The 17,385-nt window shown below is 61.0% G+C and carries 13 protein-coding genes and 1 tRNA gene; 8 read left to right on the forward strand and 6 right to left on the reverse strand.

The genetic code is table 11. The features are described from left to right. Nucleotides 1–137 precede the first annotated feature (137 nt). Together FYJ31_RS00150 and FYJ31_RS00155 are read left to right on the forward strand one after the other, a co-directional pair. Nucleotides 138–959 (forward strand): TetR/AcrR family transcriptional regulator, encoded by an 822-nt coding sequence (locus FYJ31_RS00150; protein ID WP_186278016.1) that lies wholly within the window; start codon nt 138–140, stop codon nt 957–959. Nucleotides 960–982: 23 nt separating this feature from the next. After that, complete coding sequence (locus FYJ31_RS00155; protein WP_154535671.1) at nt 983–2,017, forward strand: glycosyltransferase family 2 protein; 1,035 nt, start codon at nt 983–985, stop codon at nt 2,015–2,017. Between the two features lie 213 nt (nt 2,018–2,230). On the opposite strand, the gene FYJ31_RS00160 is transcribed toward FYJ31_RS00155, so the two are convergent. After that, nucleotides 2,231–3,805, reverse strand: coding sequence for a C69 family dipeptidase (locus FYJ31_RS00160; protein ID WP_154535672.1), 1,575 nt, complete (start codon nt 3,803–3,805; stop codon nt 2,231–2,233). A gap of 152 nt (nt 3,806–3,957) precedes the next feature. Between FYJ31_RS00160 and FYJ31_RS00165 the strand changes: the two genes are divergently transcribed. Next, entirely contained in the window at nt 3,958–4,242 is a 285-nt protein-coding gene (locus FYJ31_RS00165; protein ID WP_154535673.1) for a ribbon-helix-helix protein, CopG family, read from the forward strand. Nucleotides 4,243–4,425: 183 nt separating this feature from the next. On the opposite strand, the gene FYJ31_RS12605 is transcribed toward FYJ31_RS00165, so the two are convergent. From FYJ31_RS12605 to FYJ31_RS00175, 3 genes are all read right to left on the reverse strand, one after another. Further along, nucleotides 4,426–4,641, reverse strand: coding sequence for a hypothetical protein (locus FYJ31_RS12605; RefSeq protein ID WP_229773791.1), 216 nt, complete (start codon nt 4,639–4,641; stop codon nt 4,426–4,428). Nucleotides 4,642–4,697: 56 nt separating this feature from the next. After that, a complete protein-coding gene (locus FYJ31_RS12610; protein ID WP_229773792.1) occupies nt 4,698–4,940 on the reverse strand; it encodes a hypothetical protein in 243 nt (80 codons plus the stop codon). Between the two features lie 187 nt (nt 4,941–5,127). Next, a tRNA-Lys gene (locus FYJ31_RS00175) sits at nt 5,128–5,200 on the reverse strand. A 151-nt stretch (nt 5,201–5,351) separates the two neighbouring features. Here FYJ31_RS00175 and zwf point away from each other — a divergent pair. The 3 genes from zwf to pgl all read left to right on the forward strand — a co-directional run bounded on the left by zwf (nt 5,352) and on the right by pgl (nt 8,890). Then, nucleotides 5,352–6,890 carry a glucose-6-phosphate dehydrogenase gene (gene zwf, locus FYJ31_RS00180; RefSeq protein ID WP_154535674.1) on the forward strand — a complete coding sequence of 513 codons (1,539 nt, stop codon included), beginning with the start codon at nt 5,352–5,354 and terminating at the stop codon, nt 6,888–6,890. Continuing rightward, nucleotides 6,887–7,912, forward strand: a complete 1,026-nt coding sequence (locus FYJ31_RS00185; RefSeq protein WP_144099133.1) for a glucose-6-phosphate dehydrogenase assembly protein OpcA — start codon at nt 6,887–6,889, stop codon at nt 7,910–7,912. The genes zwf and FYJ31_RS00185 overlap by 4 nt, the downstream gene beginning before the upstream one ends. A 135-nt stretch (nt 7,913–8,047) precedes the next feature. Then, nucleotides 8,048–8,890, forward strand: coding sequence for a 6-phosphogluconolactonase (gene pgl, locus FYJ31_RS00190; protein WP_154535675.1), 843 nt, complete (start codon nt 8,048–8,050; stop codon nt 8,888–8,890). Between the two features lie 200 nt (nt 8,891–9,090). On the opposite strand, the gene gndA is transcribed toward pgl, so the two are convergent. Further along, nucleotides 9,091–10,545 (reverse strand): NADP-dependent phosphogluconate dehydrogenase, encoded by a 1,455-nt coding sequence (gene gndA / locus FYJ31_RS00195; protein ID WP_154535676.1) that lies wholly within the window; start codon nt 10,543–10,545, stop codon nt 9,091–9,093. Between the two features lie 183 nt (nt 10,546–10,728). After that, nucleotides 10,729–12,015 (reverse strand): putative ABC transporter permease, encoded by a 1,287-nt coding sequence (locus FYJ31_RS00200; protein ID WP_154050238.1) that lies wholly within the window; start codon nt 12,013–12,015, stop codon nt 10,729–10,731. A gap of 575 nt (nt 12,016–12,590) precedes the next feature. Here FYJ31_RS00200 and FYJ31_RS00205 point away from each other — a divergent pair. Both FYJ31_RS00205 and FYJ31_RS00210 read left to right on the forward strand, forming a co-directional pair. Beyond that, the gene (locus tag FYJ31_RS00205; RefSeq protein WP_326831151.1) at nt 12,591–15,221 is read left to right on the forward strand and encodes a YhgE/Pip domain-containing protein; all 2,631 of its coding nucleotides are present in this window, start codon (nt 12,591–12,593) and stop codon (nt 15,219–15,221) included. Continuing rightward, the gene (locus tag FYJ31_RS00210; RefSeq protein WP_154535677.1) at nt 15,218–17,380 is read left to right on the forward strand and encodes a YhgE/Pip domain-containing protein; all 2,163 of its coding nucleotides are present in this window, start codon (nt 15,218–15,220) and stop codon (nt 17,378–17,380) included. Before FYJ31_RS00205 ends, FYJ31_RS00210 begins: the two co-directional genes overlap by 4 nt. Nucleotides 17,381–17,385 lie beyond the last annotated feature (5 nt).

Here is a 17,385-nt window from a genome sequence, read left to right on the forward strand (position 1 = left end):
TATTAAAGCCGCAATGAAGCATTGTCAATATGACACACACGTCCGATTCACCAGAATCGGACGATACGTGGGGGCGGACGGTCAGGGAGCTATCCACGGGGCGTGAAAAACTGGACAGCATGGCCAATACATCCAGGATGACGTCGTATCAGCGGCGCGAGCAGCTCATCGAAATCGGTCGTTCGCTGTTCGCGTCGAAGGGTTTTGAAGCAGTGAGCGTGGAGGAGATCGCCGCCACCGCAAAAGTGTCGAAACCCATCGTCTACGAGCATTTCGGAGGCAAGGAGGGCCTGTACGCCGTGGTGGTGGACCGCGAGATGCGCGCGTTGACCGGCACGCTCACCAGCGCGTTGGATGATCCGACCGTGCACCCACGCCAGATCGTGGAACGCACCGCACTCGCACTGCTCACCTATATCGAAGAGGACGCCGAGGGATTCCAGGTGCTGGCGCGCGACTCGCCCAGCACCGAACCGTCCGGCTCGTTCAGCTCACTGCTGGGAGACATCGCCGTGCGCGTCGAAGACATCCTTTCCGAAACGTTCAAACGGCAGAAACTCTCCACCAAAGGCGTGCCGTACTATGCGCAGATGCTGGTGGGCATGACCGTGTTCACCGGCCAATACTGGGCGGACCGCCCGAAGGTGAACAAGGAGCAGTTGGCCGCATATATCGTGGATCTGGCATGGCATGGGCTGAGCCGGCTCGACTCCAAACCCCAACTGCTCTTCGAAGGTGCCAAGGCACGCAAGGAGGCCAGGCGCCGGGCCAAACGCCTGGCCGATTCCGACGGCGCCGACCAGGGCCGGTCGAATGAAGTCCGGACGGATCCCGGTCAGGGTACCGGCGAGGATTCGGAATCGCGAGACACTGGTTCGGCGGCGCAGACCGCACACCGCCCCGCCGGGCCGGGAGACGAAGTGCTACGGTTTGAACAGGAAACTGAACGCAACGACTGAATATGTGAGGACGAAAGACTTTCATGGCCCGCACGGCAAAGACGCTCACCTTTGTGATCCCCGCATACAATATGGAATCCTATCTCGATCGCTGCGTAAGCTCGCTGCTTTCGGCGACGAACACCAACGACATTGAAGTGCTGGTCGTCGACGACGGATCGAAAGACGGCACGCTGGAAATGGCACAGAAATTCGAGGCCCGCTATCCAGGCATCGTGCGCGCCATCCACCAGGAGAACAAGGGCCACGGAGGGGCCGTCAACACCGGCATCGCGGCGGCGAACGGCATGTATGTGAAGGTTGTGGACGCCGACGATTGGGTGGACCCCGAATCGCTCGAACAGGTCATGACCGTGCTGCGCGAAGAGGCCGATTCCACCGAGCCGATCGACATGCTCGTCACCAATTATGTGTATGACAAGGTTGGCAAACGCAACAAGCATGTGGTGAACTTCCGCCATGCCATGAAGGCCGGCGAGCGCCTGACCTGGAACGATCTTGGGCATTTCGGCTTGGCTGAATACATTCTCATGCACGCGCTGACGTACCGCACCGCCGTGGTGCGAGAGTCCGGCATGCAACTGCCGGAGCACACGTTCTACGTGGACTTCATTTACGCGTACCAGCCGTTCCCGTGGGTGAAGACCATGAAATATTTGGATACGCCGTTCTACCACTATTTCATCGGGCGCGACGGGCAAAGCGTGCAGACCGATGTGATGATCCGCCGCGTCGACCAGCTACGCCTCGTCAACCAGTGCATGGTGCGTGCCACCCCGGAACGCGACATGGTGCCGGACGGCCTGTACCGTTATATGATCCACTTCCTGGCGATTGAAAGTTCCGTGGCAAGCGTGTTCATGATTTTGTCTCGCGATCCGGAAAATTATGAGAAGAAGAAGGATATGTGGGATGACATCAAGGCGTACTCCCCCACTATTTACGAGGATGTGCGCAAGAAGGCCATGTCTCGTGCGCTGAATTTGCGCGGGTCGATCGGTCGTTTCGTGATTCGCAAGGGATATTTCGTGGCGGAACACGTCGTCGGGTTCAACTGATCACGATTTCCGACGATTTGATGGTCAATCGACGGTCCGAATGGCACTATCTGCCTTATATATGGCAGAACTGACGTACGGGGGTGAGGATGCAGTCGTGAGGCTGTTGGAAGCAGCACTGACGCTTCCAGCAGCCTACGTTCATGCGGAACCTCCACGAGCGCGGAAACCTGGCTCATTGGGACGGGTTTGCCGGATTTCGGGGCTTTATGCTCAGTTCCAGCGGTCGGACATGGCGAAACTGTTGTGCATGAGGTTGCTGGACGTGTAGAGCACGTCGTTGAGCAGTTTCGTAACGTGAGTGCGCAAGTATTCCGCCATTTCCTCGTTGGACTGCTGCAGTCTGGCGACGATTGCAATGCTTGCGTTTTCCGTAATATCCGCGGCCCCTGCACTCTCTTGCGATTCGGACGCGCTCGTTTGCGCGGTCATCTCACGCGATTCGGCATCGGTACGTTCCACCAGACGATGGCCGTACGCGCGGGCCGATTCCGCAAATTCTTCGATCGCATTGCTGGTTTCGTAGAAATGCGCGTCGGCGAGCGCGGCGATCAGACGGTTCGCCCAGTACAGGTTGCCGGTCGAGACTTCCGGCGTGGTGTCGCGCAGGTAGGCGGGCGTATCGTTGACGTTCGCGTAGAACGGCGCCGCGGCGGTGAACGGGCCGGAACCGAACGACACCCACATCACCGTGCGGTTGACGGCCGGCGCATACGGGTGCACCTGAATCGCCACCATATGCCCGGTGCGGTTGACGCCAATCGGACGGTAACGATGGCGGCTTTCCGCCGTGCCTGCCGTGCCGTACGGATCATATGGCGTGCCTTCGAAATGCGAGGACAGCAGGAAATCGATGTCTTCAAGGCTTATCTTGGCTTCCGGCACGCGACACCAGGGAATGTCGTCGGACTCCGGCGTGTGGCGGGCGGCCGGCGAATCCCAATCCTCGCTGGGGTTGAGATGGCGCTGCATGTACCAGGCGCGGGGCGTGTTGTAGATGTGATCCTTCGGCGTCGCCGTGCCGAACGCCTTGCGCGGGTTGAAATGGCCCGGCGCGGCGTCCATGGTGCGGTCGAGATGATGCGCGGCCATGAACTCACGCAGATCGGCGCTGCACAGGTATTCGCGCCGTTCGCCGAACGCGTCGGCGAGATCGAAATCGTCGATGCCGAGCTGGTTGGGGATCGTGGCGTAGCAGTCGTCGGGAACCCGGCGGGCGATCCAATGATGCCCGCCGATGGTCTCGACGTACCAGATCTCGTCCACGTCGGAGATGATCACGCCGTTCGACTCGTACGTGCCGTAGGTTTCGAGCAGTTCGCCCAGGCGGATGACGCCCTCGCGCGCGGTGGTGACGTATGGCAGCACGAGGGTGATGATGTCTTCCTCGCCGATGCCGCCCGGCCGTTCGTCGCGATGATCGACGTCGCCGGGCTCGCCGTGGGCCGGCTTGAGCTCGACCATCGGATCCGCGCCGAGCACGCGCTCGTTGACGGCGATGGTTTCGGTCGCGCTCATCGCCACGTTGTGTTCGTTGGCTCCGGCTTCGGCCAGAATGCCACGATTGTTCAGAACGTTGGGGGCGATGGTGTACCGGCAAGGATCGTCCGGCAGGTCGATTTCGACATGGCTCAGCACGCTGCGGTAGTGGCGCGGCTGATCGGCGGGGGCGACTGCGATGAATCGTTTGGGATCGTAACGGCCGGAACCGGAATCGTCGTCGCGGGCGATGATGGTGGAGCCGTCGTAGCTTGCGTTTTTGCCGACAAGGATCGTGGTGCATGACATGGAACACCATGGTAGGAGCCGGACTGGTCGGCAGGCGACGCGACCGACGCGCCCCGCTCTCATGACGATGCCCTTGGAGCTTGGTCTGCCGGCTCCCATTGGCCGCCGACCAAGAAGTTCATGAACGAAATCGACCATCTGAGGAGGCAGCAATGAGCGACTTCAGCGAACGCGACAGGGAACTGCTGGCGAAGTTCGGCATGACCGAGGAGCAGGTGGAGCGTGACGAGAGGATGGCCGAGTCGGAGACCGAGCCGGACGGGCTGACCGGGCGCGTCCACTATGGGCTGCATCTTGACCAGCCGGACGAGGAGATGATCAGCGTCAGCATCCGCGTGCCCAAGTCCACGCTCGACGAGCTGACCGAAACGGCCAGGCGCTACCACATCAGCCGCAGCGAATACATGCGCCGCAAGCTCGCCGCGCCCGTGGGCTGAATCGGGAGACAGGCAACGAACGGCGGCAAGTAACGCAAGAGCCGGCCCCCAAGATACTCGGGGCGTCCGGCTCTCACTTCCATTTCCCCAGCGGGGTTGGCTTGGTTACAGTGTAACGCCTTTCAAAGACGTTCATCCGGCGCTGATAACGATGGTGCGCACGGAGGCAAGGAATCCATCATATTAGTGCTCGCCGGCCCGCCAGTCGCCGTAGGAGCCGAGCAGCTGGTCGGGCAGCCACAGCCTGGCGTCGGCGGCACCTGCCACGAGATCGACCCGGATGGAGTCGATGAAGCGCCGGCTTCTCAACGCGTCGATGAAACGGATGTCCCTGGCGTCCTGGGCCTTGTCGCGCCGCTCCAGCACGAGGCGATCAACCGAATACTCGCGTTCCAGCACCGGTAGCAGGGTTTCCAGGCACTTCCTTCTCGCACGTTCGGCAGTGTTCCAATCGCCTAGGGGAATCGCCGCGACGATGACGTGAGTGAGCCGAGGCCGGAGATGGCGTCGATGGCTTTGAATCGCAGCTTGGGCTGCATGTCCCGCCAATGGAGCTTGCTTGCGTTTCTGGGTTTGACGGTATTGAGCCGAGAGCGGGTGAAATCCTCGTCGAGGTCGCAGACGCACGCCCCCATGAGATACATGGACTCGGGCACGTTCGACTTGCGAACGCTCTCGTCGCCCCATGCCGTGGCCATCGAACCATCCCTCCGATTATGTAATCCGCCAAGGGTTTCGATACTAGCGGTTAGACAGGTCTTTGCCTGACGGCTACAGCCCAACGGAGGGCATAGGTAGTGCGGTCATTGCGTCTAATTGCGTCTGGAAACCATATCGCCGGGTAAAACAAAACCCTTGGAACTCAGTGTTTCCAAGGGTTTTCGGTGCCCCCCGTGGGATTCGAACCCACAACCCACGACTTAAAAGGACGCTGCTCTAACCGTTGAGCTAGAGGGGCAACTCTACTAGGATACACGCGCTCATCCGACAAACCAAATCGGCGATTTGCCGCGACGATCGTCGGCCCGTCCGCGCGTATGGCCCATATCACGCCCACATCGCACGCGCCCTCTGGCCATGCACGGCCATGAACGACTACCCTTGGCTATATGAGTGAATCCCCCAACTGGAGCAATCCACTGCGCGACTCGCGCGATCTCAGACTGCCCCGCATCGCCGGCCCGTGCAGCCTTGTCATTTTCGGCGTCACGGGTGACTTGGCGCAGAAGAAACTGCTGCCGGCCGTCTACGACCTGGCCAACCGCGGTCTGTTGCCGCCAAGCTTCGGTCTGACCGGCTTCGCCCGCCGCGACTGGACACAGGAACGGTTCATCGAATTCGTCAAGGCCGCTATCCAGGCGCATTGCCGTACGCCGTTCAAGGAGTCGACTTGGCGCAATCTGGCCGCCGGAATCCGCTTCGTGCAGGGTACATTCGACGACCCGGAGGCCTTCGAGCGTCTGAGCGCCACCGTGCAGGAGCTTGACCGCGACCGCGGCACGCAGGGTAACCATGCCTTCTACATGTCGGTGCCGCCGCGGGCTTTCCCGCAGGTCGCCAAGCAGCTGGCCGCCTCCGGCCTGTCGCGCTCATCCGAGGGAGCGTGGCGTCGCGTGATCATCGAGAAGCCGTTCGGCCATGATCTGGCCAGCGCCAGGGAACTCGACAGCGTGGTGTCCGAGGTGTTCGACCCGAGTTCCGTGTTCCGCATCGACCACTACCTCGGCAAGGAGACCGTGCAGAACCTGCTGGCCCTGCGCTTCGCCAACGCCATGTACGAGCCGATCTGGAACGCCAACTACGTGGATCATGTGCAGATCACGATGTCCGAGGACATCGGCATCGGCGGCCGCGCCGGCTATTACGACGGCATCGGCGCCGCACGCGACGTCATCCAGAACCACCTGCTTCAGCTCATGGCCCTGACCGCCATGGAGGAGCCGGTGAGCTTCACCGCCAAGGATCTGACCGCCGAGAAGACCAAGGTGCTTTCCGCCGTGCGTCTACCCAAGGATCTTGCCGCCAACACCGCGCGCGGCCAGTATGCCAGAGGATGGCAGGGATCGCATGAGGTGGTCGGCTATCTGGAGGAGAAGGGCATCGACCCCCGAAGCACCACCGAGACGTATGCCGCCATCCGTCTTGACATCGACACCCGCCGATGGGCCGGCGTGCCGTTCTACCTGCGTTGCGGCAAGCGTCTGGGTAAGCGTGTCACCGAGATCGCCGTGATGTTCAAACGCGCCCCGCACCTGCCGTTCGAACAGACCGCCGTGCGCGAACTCGGCAAGAACGCCATCGTGATTCGCGTTCAGCCCGACGAAGGCGTCACCATGCGTTTCGGCGCCAAGGTGCCGGGCGGCTCCACCATGGAGGTCCGAGACGTGAACATGGACTTCAGCTATGGTCGCTCCTTCACCGAGAACTCGCCGGAAGCCTACGAACGACTGATTCTGGACGTGCTGCTCGGCGATCCGCCGCTGTTCCCGACCACCGAAGAGGTGAACCTCAGCTGGGAGATCCTCGACCCGATTGAACGATTCTGGTCCACGCTCGGCCAGCCACAAGCCTATCGCTCCGGCACATGGGGCCCAACCCAAGCCGACGACATGCTGGCACGCGACGGACGCCATTGGAGGATGCCATGATCATCGACATGCCGAATACCCGCACCCGCGAAATCGCGCACAAGATCGAACAACTGCATGAGGAGCGCGGCGAATCGGCGACCGGCCGCGTACTGACGCTGCTGATCGCCACCGAGGACGTCGATCTGGAGCATGCGCTGGAGATCGCGAATTCGGCCAGCCGCGAGCATCCGTGCCGCGTGATCGCCGTGGTGCCGGACACCGATCCCGTCGCCCGGTCCGCCGATGGCGAGCCGGACGCGGCCGAAGCGGCCGCCGAGGTGAGCACGGATCGCGACAATCCGGCCGTCGACCTGACCGATGGGCCGAACGACCCGAGCGGCTCCAACCTGAACGCCCAGGTGCGGTTCGGCGCGGACGCCGGCGCGGGAGAGATCATCATCCTGCGCCCGCGCGGCGGCCTGATCAACCATCCGGATACGCTGGTCATCCCGCTGCTCGTGCCGGACGCGCCCGTAGTGGCGTGGTGGCCGACCACGCCGCCGTCGAACCCAGCCAAGGATCTGATGGGGGCGATGGCCCGAAGCCGCATCACCGATGCGTTGCATTCCAACAACCCTGAGGCCACGATCGAACGTCTGCGCCGCAATTGGACGCCGGAAGACATCGACTTGTCGTGGACCAGACTGACCGTCTGGCGCGCGATGCTTGCCTCGATGCTCGACCAGCCGCCGCACCTGCCCATCACCGCCGTGAAGGTGACCGGCAAGGCCGACTTCCTGCCGATGGAACTGCTGTGCGCATGGCTGCACCTCAAGCTCGGAGTGCCAGTCGAAACCGAATTCGTACCCGATGCCGAGGCTGTGACCGGCGTGTACCTGACCCGTGAGGACGGTGTGATCTCGCTGGAACGCCCGTATGAGGACCAAGCGCTGATCTCGATGCCCGGCCAGACCCCGCAAGAAGTATCCGTGCCGATGCGCACCATCGAGGATTGCCTGACCGAGGAACTGCGTCGTATCGATCCCGATGAGATCTACGCCGAGGTCATCAACGAAGGATGGGATCTGATTCGTCACTGATGAGCATATTCATCTGGCCATCCTCCGGCACTTCGTGCCACTTCCCGCCAGCGGGAGGAGCATACTGGCTCCCGCTGGCGGGAGCTGTCAGCGCAAGCTGACTGAGGGGGGTCTTTTTTTCGTGAAGGAACACTTATGGCAACTCGTAAACTCGTCGTCTATCCGAACAAGGATCTGATGATTCAGGCTGGCGCGCAACGATTCGTGCTGGTGCTGCTGGACCTGCTCGCCGAGCGACTGCCGGATGGCACGCACCGCACGCGCGTGGATGTGGCGCTGTCTGGCGGTTCGGCCGCGCAGCCGTTGGGCTTGGTGCTGAGCGATCCGCTGGCTGATGCGATTGATTGGTCGCGCGTGCATTTCTGGTGGAGCGACGAACGCTTCGTGCCGGCTTACGACACCGATCGCAATGCTTTGGAGGCCCGTCGCCTGCTGCTTGACCAGCTCGTGGCCAACGGCAAGCTGCCGGAATCAAATATCCATGAGATGGCGGCCGACGTTCGTTCCGCCGACGAGATCGCCGATGTTATGTCCGATGCCGACAGCGCCGACGATTCCGTTCGCGCCGCCGCCGATGCCGCGAATGATGCATTGCTGGACGCCGCCGCCCGCGATTATGGGGCCGAACTCATCCGTGAGCTTGGTCCGGAACCGGTAATCGATCTGATGATTCTCGGCATGGGACCGGACGGTCACTATGCGTCGCTGTTCCCTGGTCATGATGAGGTCAAGGTTACCGATAGGCTCACCGTGGGGGTGAACCACTCCCCCAAGATGCCGCCGCTGCGTGTTTCATTGACCGCGCCGCTCATCGCACGTTCACGCCATACGTGGTTCTTCGCCGCCGGTGCCGGCAAAGCCGAATCGCTGGCCCATGTCTTCGAGCAGCCCAACAACTTGGATTACCCGTCCTCCTACGCCAACGGAGTGGACGAGTTCACCTGGTTCTCCACCGAAGAAACTGTCACCGAGTTGTGAGTGAATTAAGCCCCCTCTGATGAGGGGGCTTAATTCGTCTATGGCTACGCCTCGATCTCGGGCTTGCCCTCTTCGCCTCCGGCCCCTGCAATTAGGGACTCGCCTGCGGCGAGGCTCAGTGTTGGCTCGGCGGCATAGCCGCCTCGCTCCGAAGAGGGCCGGGGAGCCCACCGGGCTCCCCTAAGCCCGAGATCGCGAGGCTACGCCTCGATCTCGGGCTTGCCCTCTTCGGCCCAGAGGGTGTGGAACACGCCGGGCTTGTCTACGCGGCCATATGTGTGGGCACCGAAGAGATCACGCTGGGACTGGGTCAGCGCGGTGGGCAGACGCTTGGAGCGCAGACCATCGTAGTAAGCCAGGGAGCTGGAGAACACCGGGGTCGGGATGCCGGCCTCCACCGCGCGAACAATCACGCGACGCCATGCATCCTGCGATTCGCCGATGATCTTCTCGAAGTACGGATCGAACAGCAGGGAAGCCGGCGGGTTATCGCCCTTGAAGGCCTCGGTGATGCGGTCGAGCAGGAACTGGGCGCGAATAATGCAGCCGCCACGCCAAATGCGGGCCACTTCGGACAGGTTGATATCCCAGCCGTATTCCTTGGCACCGTCCTGAATCTCGTTCAGGCCCTGAGCATAGGCCACGACCTTGGAAGCGAACAGGGCTTTGCGCACGTCATCGACGAACGCGGCCTTGTCTTCTCCGGCCAGATCGATGGTCTTGTTCGGGCCAGCCAGACCTTCCTTCTGAGCGTCTTCACGCAGCTCACCGTGCGAAGACAGTGCACGAGCGAACACGGCTTCACCGATGGCAGCCACAGGAGAACCAAATTCCAGACCAGTCTGCACGGTCCAGGTGCCGGTGCCCTTCATGCCGGCATGGTCCACGACCACGTCCACGAACGGCTTGTCGGTTTCAGCGTCCTTATGGTGCAGGATCTGGGCGGTGATCTCGATCAGGTAGGAGTCGAGGTCGCCCTTGTTCCATTCAGCGAACACGTCGCCGATCTCTTCGGCGTCCATGCCGAGTCCACGGCGAAGAATGTCGTACGCCTCGCCGATCACCTGCATGTCGGCGTATTCGATGCCGTTATGCACCATCTTGACAAAGTGGCCGGCACCATCGGTGCCGATGTGGGTCACGCACGGTTCGCCGTTCACCTTGGCGGCGATGGATTCCAGAATCGGCCCCAGGGTCTTCCAGGATTCCACGGTGCCGCCGGGCATCAGGGACGGGCCGTTGAGCGCGCCCTCCTCGCCGCCGGACACGCCGCAGCCCACGAAGTGGAAGCCCTTAGCACGTACTTCCTTCTCACGCTTGATGGTGTCTTTGAAGAAGGAGTTGCCACCGTCGACGATGATGTCGCCCGGTTCGAACACCTCTTCCAGCTGCGCGATGGTCGCGTCGGTCGGGGCACCGGCCTTGACCATGATGATGGCGGTACGCGGACGCTTCAGGGACGCGGCGAATTCCTCGAGCGTCTCGGCCGGCACAAAGTTGCCTTCGGCGCCATGCTCGTTCATGAGCTTCTCGGTACGCGAGTAGTGACGGTTGAACAACGCCACCGTATTGCCATGGTGCGCCAGATTACGCGCCAGATTGGAGCCCATCGCGGCCAGTCCGATCACACCAATGTTTGCTGTAGCTTCGGCCATGTGCCTTGCCTTTCGTTTCTTTCGTTTGGTTGTCCCATCGTCATCACGCGCGTCACAAAACAGCGCATCAGCGGAGGGAATCATTCCTTCAACGCTTGAAAGTGTATCCCGCTTATCACCCACGCACGAGGGCTGTCTTAGGCTCTACGCACCTTCTGCCCGCGAAGCGTAATTACTTGCCATTCACATACGCCCGGCCTTGGAAGGGTCGATGTGCATGGTCTGGAAACGATTGGCCATGTACGCATCGCCATACCGTTCACTGAACCACACCGCAACCGGCGAATCCTGCGGCTGGCCGGCCATGCGCCCGTACCAGCAGTCCAAGGCCATCAGCGTGAAGGCGATGTCGATCACCATCAGCACCGCGCATACAGCGGTCAGCGAATACCGCACCTTCCAGGGAATGCGGTTGATCAGGGCGAGCAGTCGCGGCAGCAGCCATTTGACCCACGCCACGCCGATCAGGCCCCAGAAGAACATGAACAGGCCCGAGGTGCGCCCGTCGATCGACAGCCATCGGCCGGTGTAGTCCCACGCGGTGATGCCGAAGGCCGCCTCCATGAACCAGCTCGTGCAGTATTCGAACGCGCCGCCGATCACCGCCGAGGCGCAGAAGATCAGGAACGGGTTCGCTTTCCACAGGCGGTTCAGGCATACGGTCACCAGCACCGCGCCGCAGCCGTAGATCGGCGAGAACGGTCCCCACAGCAGGCCAGCACGGTCCTGAAGTTCACCGTTGTACAACGCCATGTGATAGATCGTCTCCATGATCAGACCGAATACCGAGGCGATGGTGAACAGCCAGAAGATGTTGAAGAAGTCCAGTGCGATGTAGCCTTTGCCGGACTGGTCGCGTCCCAGCATGCCGGCCGCCACCGCCGACTCATAGTCATCTCGATCGTCCATGCGCTTGAGCGCGCGCTGCAGGCGCCGTTCCTCGCTCAGGGAGGGGTCGGCGGTCACCGAAATCACGATGAGAATGATCATCTGGACCAGCGGCATCAGCAGGTTGGGGCCGAGGCCGGTCAACGCCAGTGACAGCATGCCATCCGCCAGCGTCAGCGGCATCAGCACGTAGGTCCAGCGCGCGGCATACCGGCGATGGTTGCGCAGCAGCATCACGCCGAACACGATCAGGCAGACGGCGCTGACCACCAACACCACCGCGCGGACCGCGGACAGGATGAAGGTCAGGCTCATCGCATCGACGTGCACATGACCATCCAGAATCTCGCGCACGGCATAGAGGATGGAAATCACCATAATCGGCAATGTGGCAAGTCCGTCCAGCAGCACGACCGCGCCATAGATGCGCGCCAGAATCGGTAATCGCTTGGCGTTCAGGTTCAAGCCGGCGTCGTCCAATTCGACGGCCACCAGATCGGCCACGACTGCGGACTCGGCGTCACGGTTCTCTCGCGTCTTGCCAAGGGTAGTGGCCGTGCCATCGTCCTTGAATTCAACCATGGTTTCCTCCCCACATAGCGTCCCCTTACACTATCACCCGATTGCAGTTTTGCCGAACTTGATGGACGGCCGTCACAGGTTCTGACACTTCCGGCAACTCCAGCTCCGACCAGTCATCCAGCCAGAACGAGCAGTCGGCCATCGATGGCCAATCCGGCACCATCGAAAGCTGATACAACGGTTTATCCATGGGGCGGTAGCTCTCTCATGAGGCGGTAATTACCCCATGGGGCGGTTAGCCCAAAACCGCATTCCGCGGAATAAAGCCATTTTAAGCCACCGCCCCATGGGGATTTCACCGCCCCATGGGCCACTTACCGCCCGATGAAGGTTTTACCGCCCCATGGAGGGCAGCCTCACACCAACACACACAGCACCCCAGCCACAAAAATTAGGCACAATGCCCAGCGACGCACGATAAGCCGCTGGGCAGCGGCGTTATTCCGCCAAAGACATCATCAATCACCCCATTGATCTCCGGCAGCCATATTACGCTACTACACCCGTAGCGCTACGATTAACGTATCGCTACGGAAAACGTAGCAACCAAGCAACACCAAGCTCCGGAGGTATCAGTGGGCAATATCTTCAAGGTCCTCAAACGCGACTTCCTGCGCCTGTTCAAGGTGCCGGCCGCATGGGTGATCCTGTTCGGCATGGTGTTCATCCCACCACTGTATTCGTGGTACAACATCGTCGGCTTCTGGGACCCGTACGGCAATACCAAAGGCATCACCGTCGCCATCGCCAACAATGACGACGGCACCGACAACGCGCTCATCGGCAAGCAAAACCTCGGCGATCAGATCGTCAAGCAAATGAAAAGCAACGACCAGCTCGGCTGGACCTTCGTCACCGAAGCCGAGGCCATGGACCAGGTGGAATCCGGCAAGGCATACGCAGCCATCATCATCCCCAAAGACTTTTCCAACGATCTCGCCGGCGTGGTGACCGGCGGCAAGAGTCGGCCCACTCTGGAGTATTACGTCAACGAAAAAGCCAGCGCCATCGCCCCCAAAGTCACCGACGTCGGCGCGTCCACTGTGGACCGCACGGTCAATTCCACATTCGTCTCCACCGTATCCAAAGTACTTACCGAAGTCATCAATACGGTTGGCGACAAAGTCATCAGCACCGAAGACACCACCAAAGCCAAGGCCCTCACGGCCCTTGCCGAGGCCTCCGGCGATGTGCAGCACACACGCAGCACCATCGCCAAGCTCACCACCAAACTCACCGATACCCCAGAGCAGACACGCACCGCACGTCAGGCGCTGGACGACGCGCGCACACTTGGCATCGACACCGCGGAAGGCCTGGCCGGCGTCTCCACCCTGATCGGCACTACCCAGACCAGCCTGAACGGCTTCGTCACCTCCACGTCCGAAGCGCTTGACCAAGGCTCAAGCCTGCTGAGCCAAGCCGCAGCACAGGCCAACCAAAGCGTGGGCACGGTAGCCGGAACCATCAGCGCCGCCAATCAGCAGGTAGACGGACTGATCAATACGGCGGAAGACATCAACCAAGCGAACGCCGACATCATCGACCAACTCAAAGGGCTGCCGAACGCCGATCGAGAACCGCTGCAATCCGCCATTGCCACACTGGAAAGCCGCAATAGCGAGCTTGCCGGCGCACTGGGCAACCTCGATAGCCTGAACACCACTATCGGCAACGCCTCCACAGACACCGCCGGATTGGCGCAGCATCTCAATACCGCCACCCAAACCACGGTGCGCGAGGCCAATACCGCTCGCGGCACCATCACCTCCGGCGCCATTCCTCAGCTCAACACCGGCCTCAACACCCTCAGCTCGACCGCCAACACTCTGTCGACCGGCATCACGTCGCAAGGCTCACTCATCGATCAGTCGAAGAGCACCCTCGATCAACTCGACAAAGCCGCCTCCACCACGGTGACCGCGCTACGCGACACCGATAAGGCGCTGGCCGGCATGCAAACCAAGCTCGAAACGCTGGCCACCGACATCAAAACCCTGAGCGTCTCCAGTTCACTCAGCTCCCTGATCGACACCGACGGCAAGCTGGATGCCGCCACAATCGCCGACTTCATGCTCTCCCCCAGTGTTATCAGCGAACGGACCGTCTACCCGGTCGCCTCCTATGGTTCCGGCATGGCACCGCTGTTCACCACCCTGTCTTTGTGGGTGGGCGCGTTCGTGCTCGTGGTCATTCCCAAACTCGAAACCGACGACGAGGGCATCGACGATCTCACGCCAACTCAAGGCTATCTCGGCCGTTTCCTGTTGCTGGCCACGCTGGCCGCCGTCCAAGGCCTGGTCACAGCCATCGGCGATCTTGTCATCGGCATTCAATGCGCGAGCGCCCCGGTGTTTCTGCTCACCTGCGTCATCACCTCACTGGTGTATATGTCGGTGATTTTCGCCCTCTCCACCACGTTCATGCACGTGGGCAAAGGCGTGTGCGTGGCGCTGGTCATTCTGCAGGTGCCGGGCGCCTCCGGCCTGTACCCGATTGAAATGATGCCCGCGTTCTTCCGCGCCATCTATCCGCTGCTGCCGTTCACCTATTCGATTGACGCAATGCGTGAAACCATCGGCGGCTTCTACGACGGCCTCTGGTTCGCCTATATCGGCAAATTGCTGGTTTTCGCGGTTCTGGCCTTTGTGCTTGGCCTCGGCGCCCGGCCGAAACTGGCCAATCTCAACCGCCTGTTCGCGCGGGAAATCAAGGAAAGCGACATGATTATCGGCGAGCCGGTGCACCTGCCCGGCAGCGAATACCGTGTCACTCAGGCCATTGCGGCACTGGCCGACCGCGACGAATACCGTCATGCCATCGAACGTCGGGCCGCCAAATTCGCCTACCAGTATCCCCGGCTGCTGCTGGGTGCGCTTATCGCCGGATTTGTGGTGCCGGCCGCGCTCATTATCGTGTTTGCACTGACCACCAGCGAGAAAATCGTGGTCATGGGCACATGGCTGGCATGGGTGCTCATCATCATGGGCTTCCTGATGGTCGTGGAATTCATGCGCGATTCCATCCGCCGCCAAACAGAGCTCGGCAACCTCTCCGACGAGTCGATCCGCGCCATGCTGTACGGGCATAAGGCCAAGCGTCGCGACACCTCCGCCGAACGCCACGAAGAAGCGGACCCGAGCGCCGCCGTTACCGCGATCATCCCCACTATTCCGCCGACCAAGGAAGGCAGGCACGCACGATGAACACCATGTGGAAACTGTTTACCGGCGACATCAAACGCCTGACCAGCAACGTGGTCTCCATCATCATCGTGATCGGCTTGGTGATGATTCCCGGCCTGTTCACCTGGTTCAACGTGGCCGCATGCTGGGACCCGTTCTCGAATATGAAGAACCTGAAATTCGCGGTGGCGAATGTGGATGAGGGGTATCGTTCCGACCTGATCCCGATGAAAGTCACGGTCGGCGATCAGGTGGTGAACGCGCTGCGCGCCAACAGTCAGCTCGATTGGACGATCACGTCCAAAGCCGATGCCGTCGAGGGCGCACGATCCGGCAAATACTACGCGGCCATCGTAATTCCGAAGTCGTTCAGCAAAGACATGATGACCTTCTTCTCCGACGATGTGCAGCATGCCGAACTGACCTATTACCGCAACGAGAAGAAGAACGCGCTGGCACCGAATCTGCTCAACGAGGGCACGGACGAGGTGGCGGCGGAAATCAACACCACGTTCGCCAAGACCATCACTTCGGCAGGGCTGGAAATCGCGTCTTCGCTGGCCGATCAGCTGTCCAAGCCCGAAGCCAAAGAGCAACTGAATACCTTCAACGCCAATATCGCCGATTTCGCCACACGGCTTGACGATACGGCGGATTTGCTTGGCACATACAGCGCATTGACCGATACGGCCGGCGCCTTGCTCGACACCTCGAACTCGCTGATCACTCAGGTTTCCTCTGCCGCCAAACAAGGAGGCAAGGATCTCGCCAGCGCCAAGCAGGGAGTCACCGACGTGGTCGGAGCCCTGGGCACCACCGCTGACGCGATGAGCAGCGCACTGGACGCGAGCGCCTCCAGTTTCGGCGCGGTGTCCGATTCCATAGACAAGCTGTATTCCGACGCGAATGATGGTGCCACCACGGCCGCCGACGAATTGGACCGTCAAGCCACGGCCATTGGCAAGCAGACGGAGAAATACACTGAAATTCGCAACACGTTGGCCGGCATACTGGGCAACGACTCATCCATCATCACGGCGATTGACCGTTCGATCGCACGGCAGAACAGGCTGCGGCAAGCGCTGAATACGGCGGCGACCGATATTCGCCAAGGTAATCAGGACGCGCAGGATCAACATGCGCAGGTCAAGGATCTGGCCGATCAAGCGCAGAACAGTATCGCCAATATCAAGTCGGATTTCACGGCCACGGTGAAACCGCAAATCGACTCCCTGTCGTCCACCGTCTCTGACGCCTCCGGCATACTGAGTTCCGGCGCCACCCAGTTGGACTCCACGCTCGGCGACCTGAAAAGGACTTCCGACGACGCCAGCGATATGCTCAGCGACGCTCGCACCACGTTGGACAAGGTGTCCGGCAAACTGCGTTCCGCCGGTGCCGAACTGGCTTCGTTCAACAGCACACTGAGCGACGCACTAAACAGTGACGATATGAGCATGGTCAAAGAGGTGCTGGGCAATGATCCCGAAACGCTGGCCAGTACGTTGGCCGCACCGGTGCAGCTCAGGCGCAAGGCCGTATTCCCGGTGGCGAATTTCGGTTCGTCGATGGCGCCGTTCTACACGCTGCTGCCGCTGTGGGTGGGCGCGCTGCTGATGGTAGTGACGCTGAAAACCACCGTGTCTCGCCGGACGCGCAAAGCCTTGGGCGATCCGCGGCCGCATCGGCTCTTCTTCGGGCATTACGGGGTGTTCGCGCTGATTGCGCTGCTGCAATCCACGGTGTCGCTCGGCGGCGATCTGCTGTTCCTGCGCGTGCAGGCCGTGCATCCGCTGCTGTTTATGTTGTCTGGATGGCTGGCCTCGCTGGTGTTCTCGTTCTTCACCTATACGATGGTGGTGAGTTTCGGCAATGTGGGTAAGGCAATCGGCGTGCTTATGCTCATCGTGCAGATTTCGGGTGCGAACGCTGCCTACCCGGTGCAGATGTTGCCCGACTTCATCGCCAAAGTCAGTCCGTTCTTGCCGCTCACCCATGCGGTGACGATGATGCGTGCGACCATCGCCGGCATCTACGACATGGATTACTGGCGGGCCGCCGGAATGCTGCTTGCATTCGTGCCGCCGCTACTGTTGCTTGGGCTGTTGCTCAGGAAGCCACTGGTGCGGTTCAACCAGTGGTATGTAGCCAAAGTCGAGAGCACTAAAGTGCTGGGCTAGTAGGT

It is taken from the genome of Bifidobacterium sp. WCA-178-WT-4B (assembly GCF_009696495.1).
GTDB classification, from domain to species: domain Bacteria; phylum Actinomycetota; class Actinomycetes; order Actinomycetales; family Bifidobacteriaceae; genus Bifidobacterium; species Bifidobacterium infantis.

Excerpts from the sequence above, each read along its gene's own strand:
- FYJ31_RS00160 (WP_154535672.1), bottom strand. The coding sequence starts at position 3,805 with ATGTCATGCACCACGATCCTTGTCGGCAAAAACGCAAGCTACGACGGC.
- FYJ31_RS00200 (WP_154050238.1), bottom strand. The coding sequence starts at position 12,015 with ATGGTTGAATTCAAGGACGATGGCACGGCCACTACCCTTGGCAAGACG.
- gndA (WP_154535676.1), bottom strand. The coding sequence starts at position 10,545 with ATGGCCGAAGCTACAGCAAACATTGGTGTGATCGGACTGGCCGCGATG.
- FYJ31_RS00185 (WP_144099133.1), top strand. The coding sequence starts at position 6,887 with ATGATCATCGACATGCCGAATACCCGCACCCGCGAAATCGCGCACAAG.
- zwf (WP_154535674.1), top strand. The coding sequence starts at position 5,352 with ATGAGTGAATCCCCCAACTGGAGCAATCCACTGCGCGACTCGCGCGAT.
- FYJ31_RS12610 (WP_229773792.1), bottom strand. The coding sequence starts at position 4,940 with ATGGCCACGGCATGGGGCGACGAGAGCGTTCGCAAGTCGAACGTGCCC.
- FYJ31_RS00155 (WP_154535671.1), top strand. The coding sequence starts at position 983 with ATGGCCCGCACGGCAAAGACGCTCACCTTTGTGATCCCCGCATACAAT.
- pgl (WP_154535675.1), top strand. The coding sequence starts at position 8,048 with ATGGCAACTCGTAAACTCGTCGTCTATCCGAACAAGGATCTGATGATT.
- FYJ31_RS00165 (WP_154535673.1), top strand. The coding sequence starts at position 3,958 with ATGAGCGACTTCAGCGAACGCGACAGGGAACTGCTGGCGAAGTTCGGC.
- FYJ31_RS00150 (WP_186278016.1), top strand. The coding sequence starts at position 138 with ATGACGTCGTATCAGCGGCGCGAGCAGCTCATCGAAATCGGTCGTTCG.
- FYJ31_RS00210 (WP_154535677.1), top strand. The coding sequence starts at position 15,218 with ATGAACACCATGTGGAAACTGTTTACCGGCGACATCAAACGCCTGACC.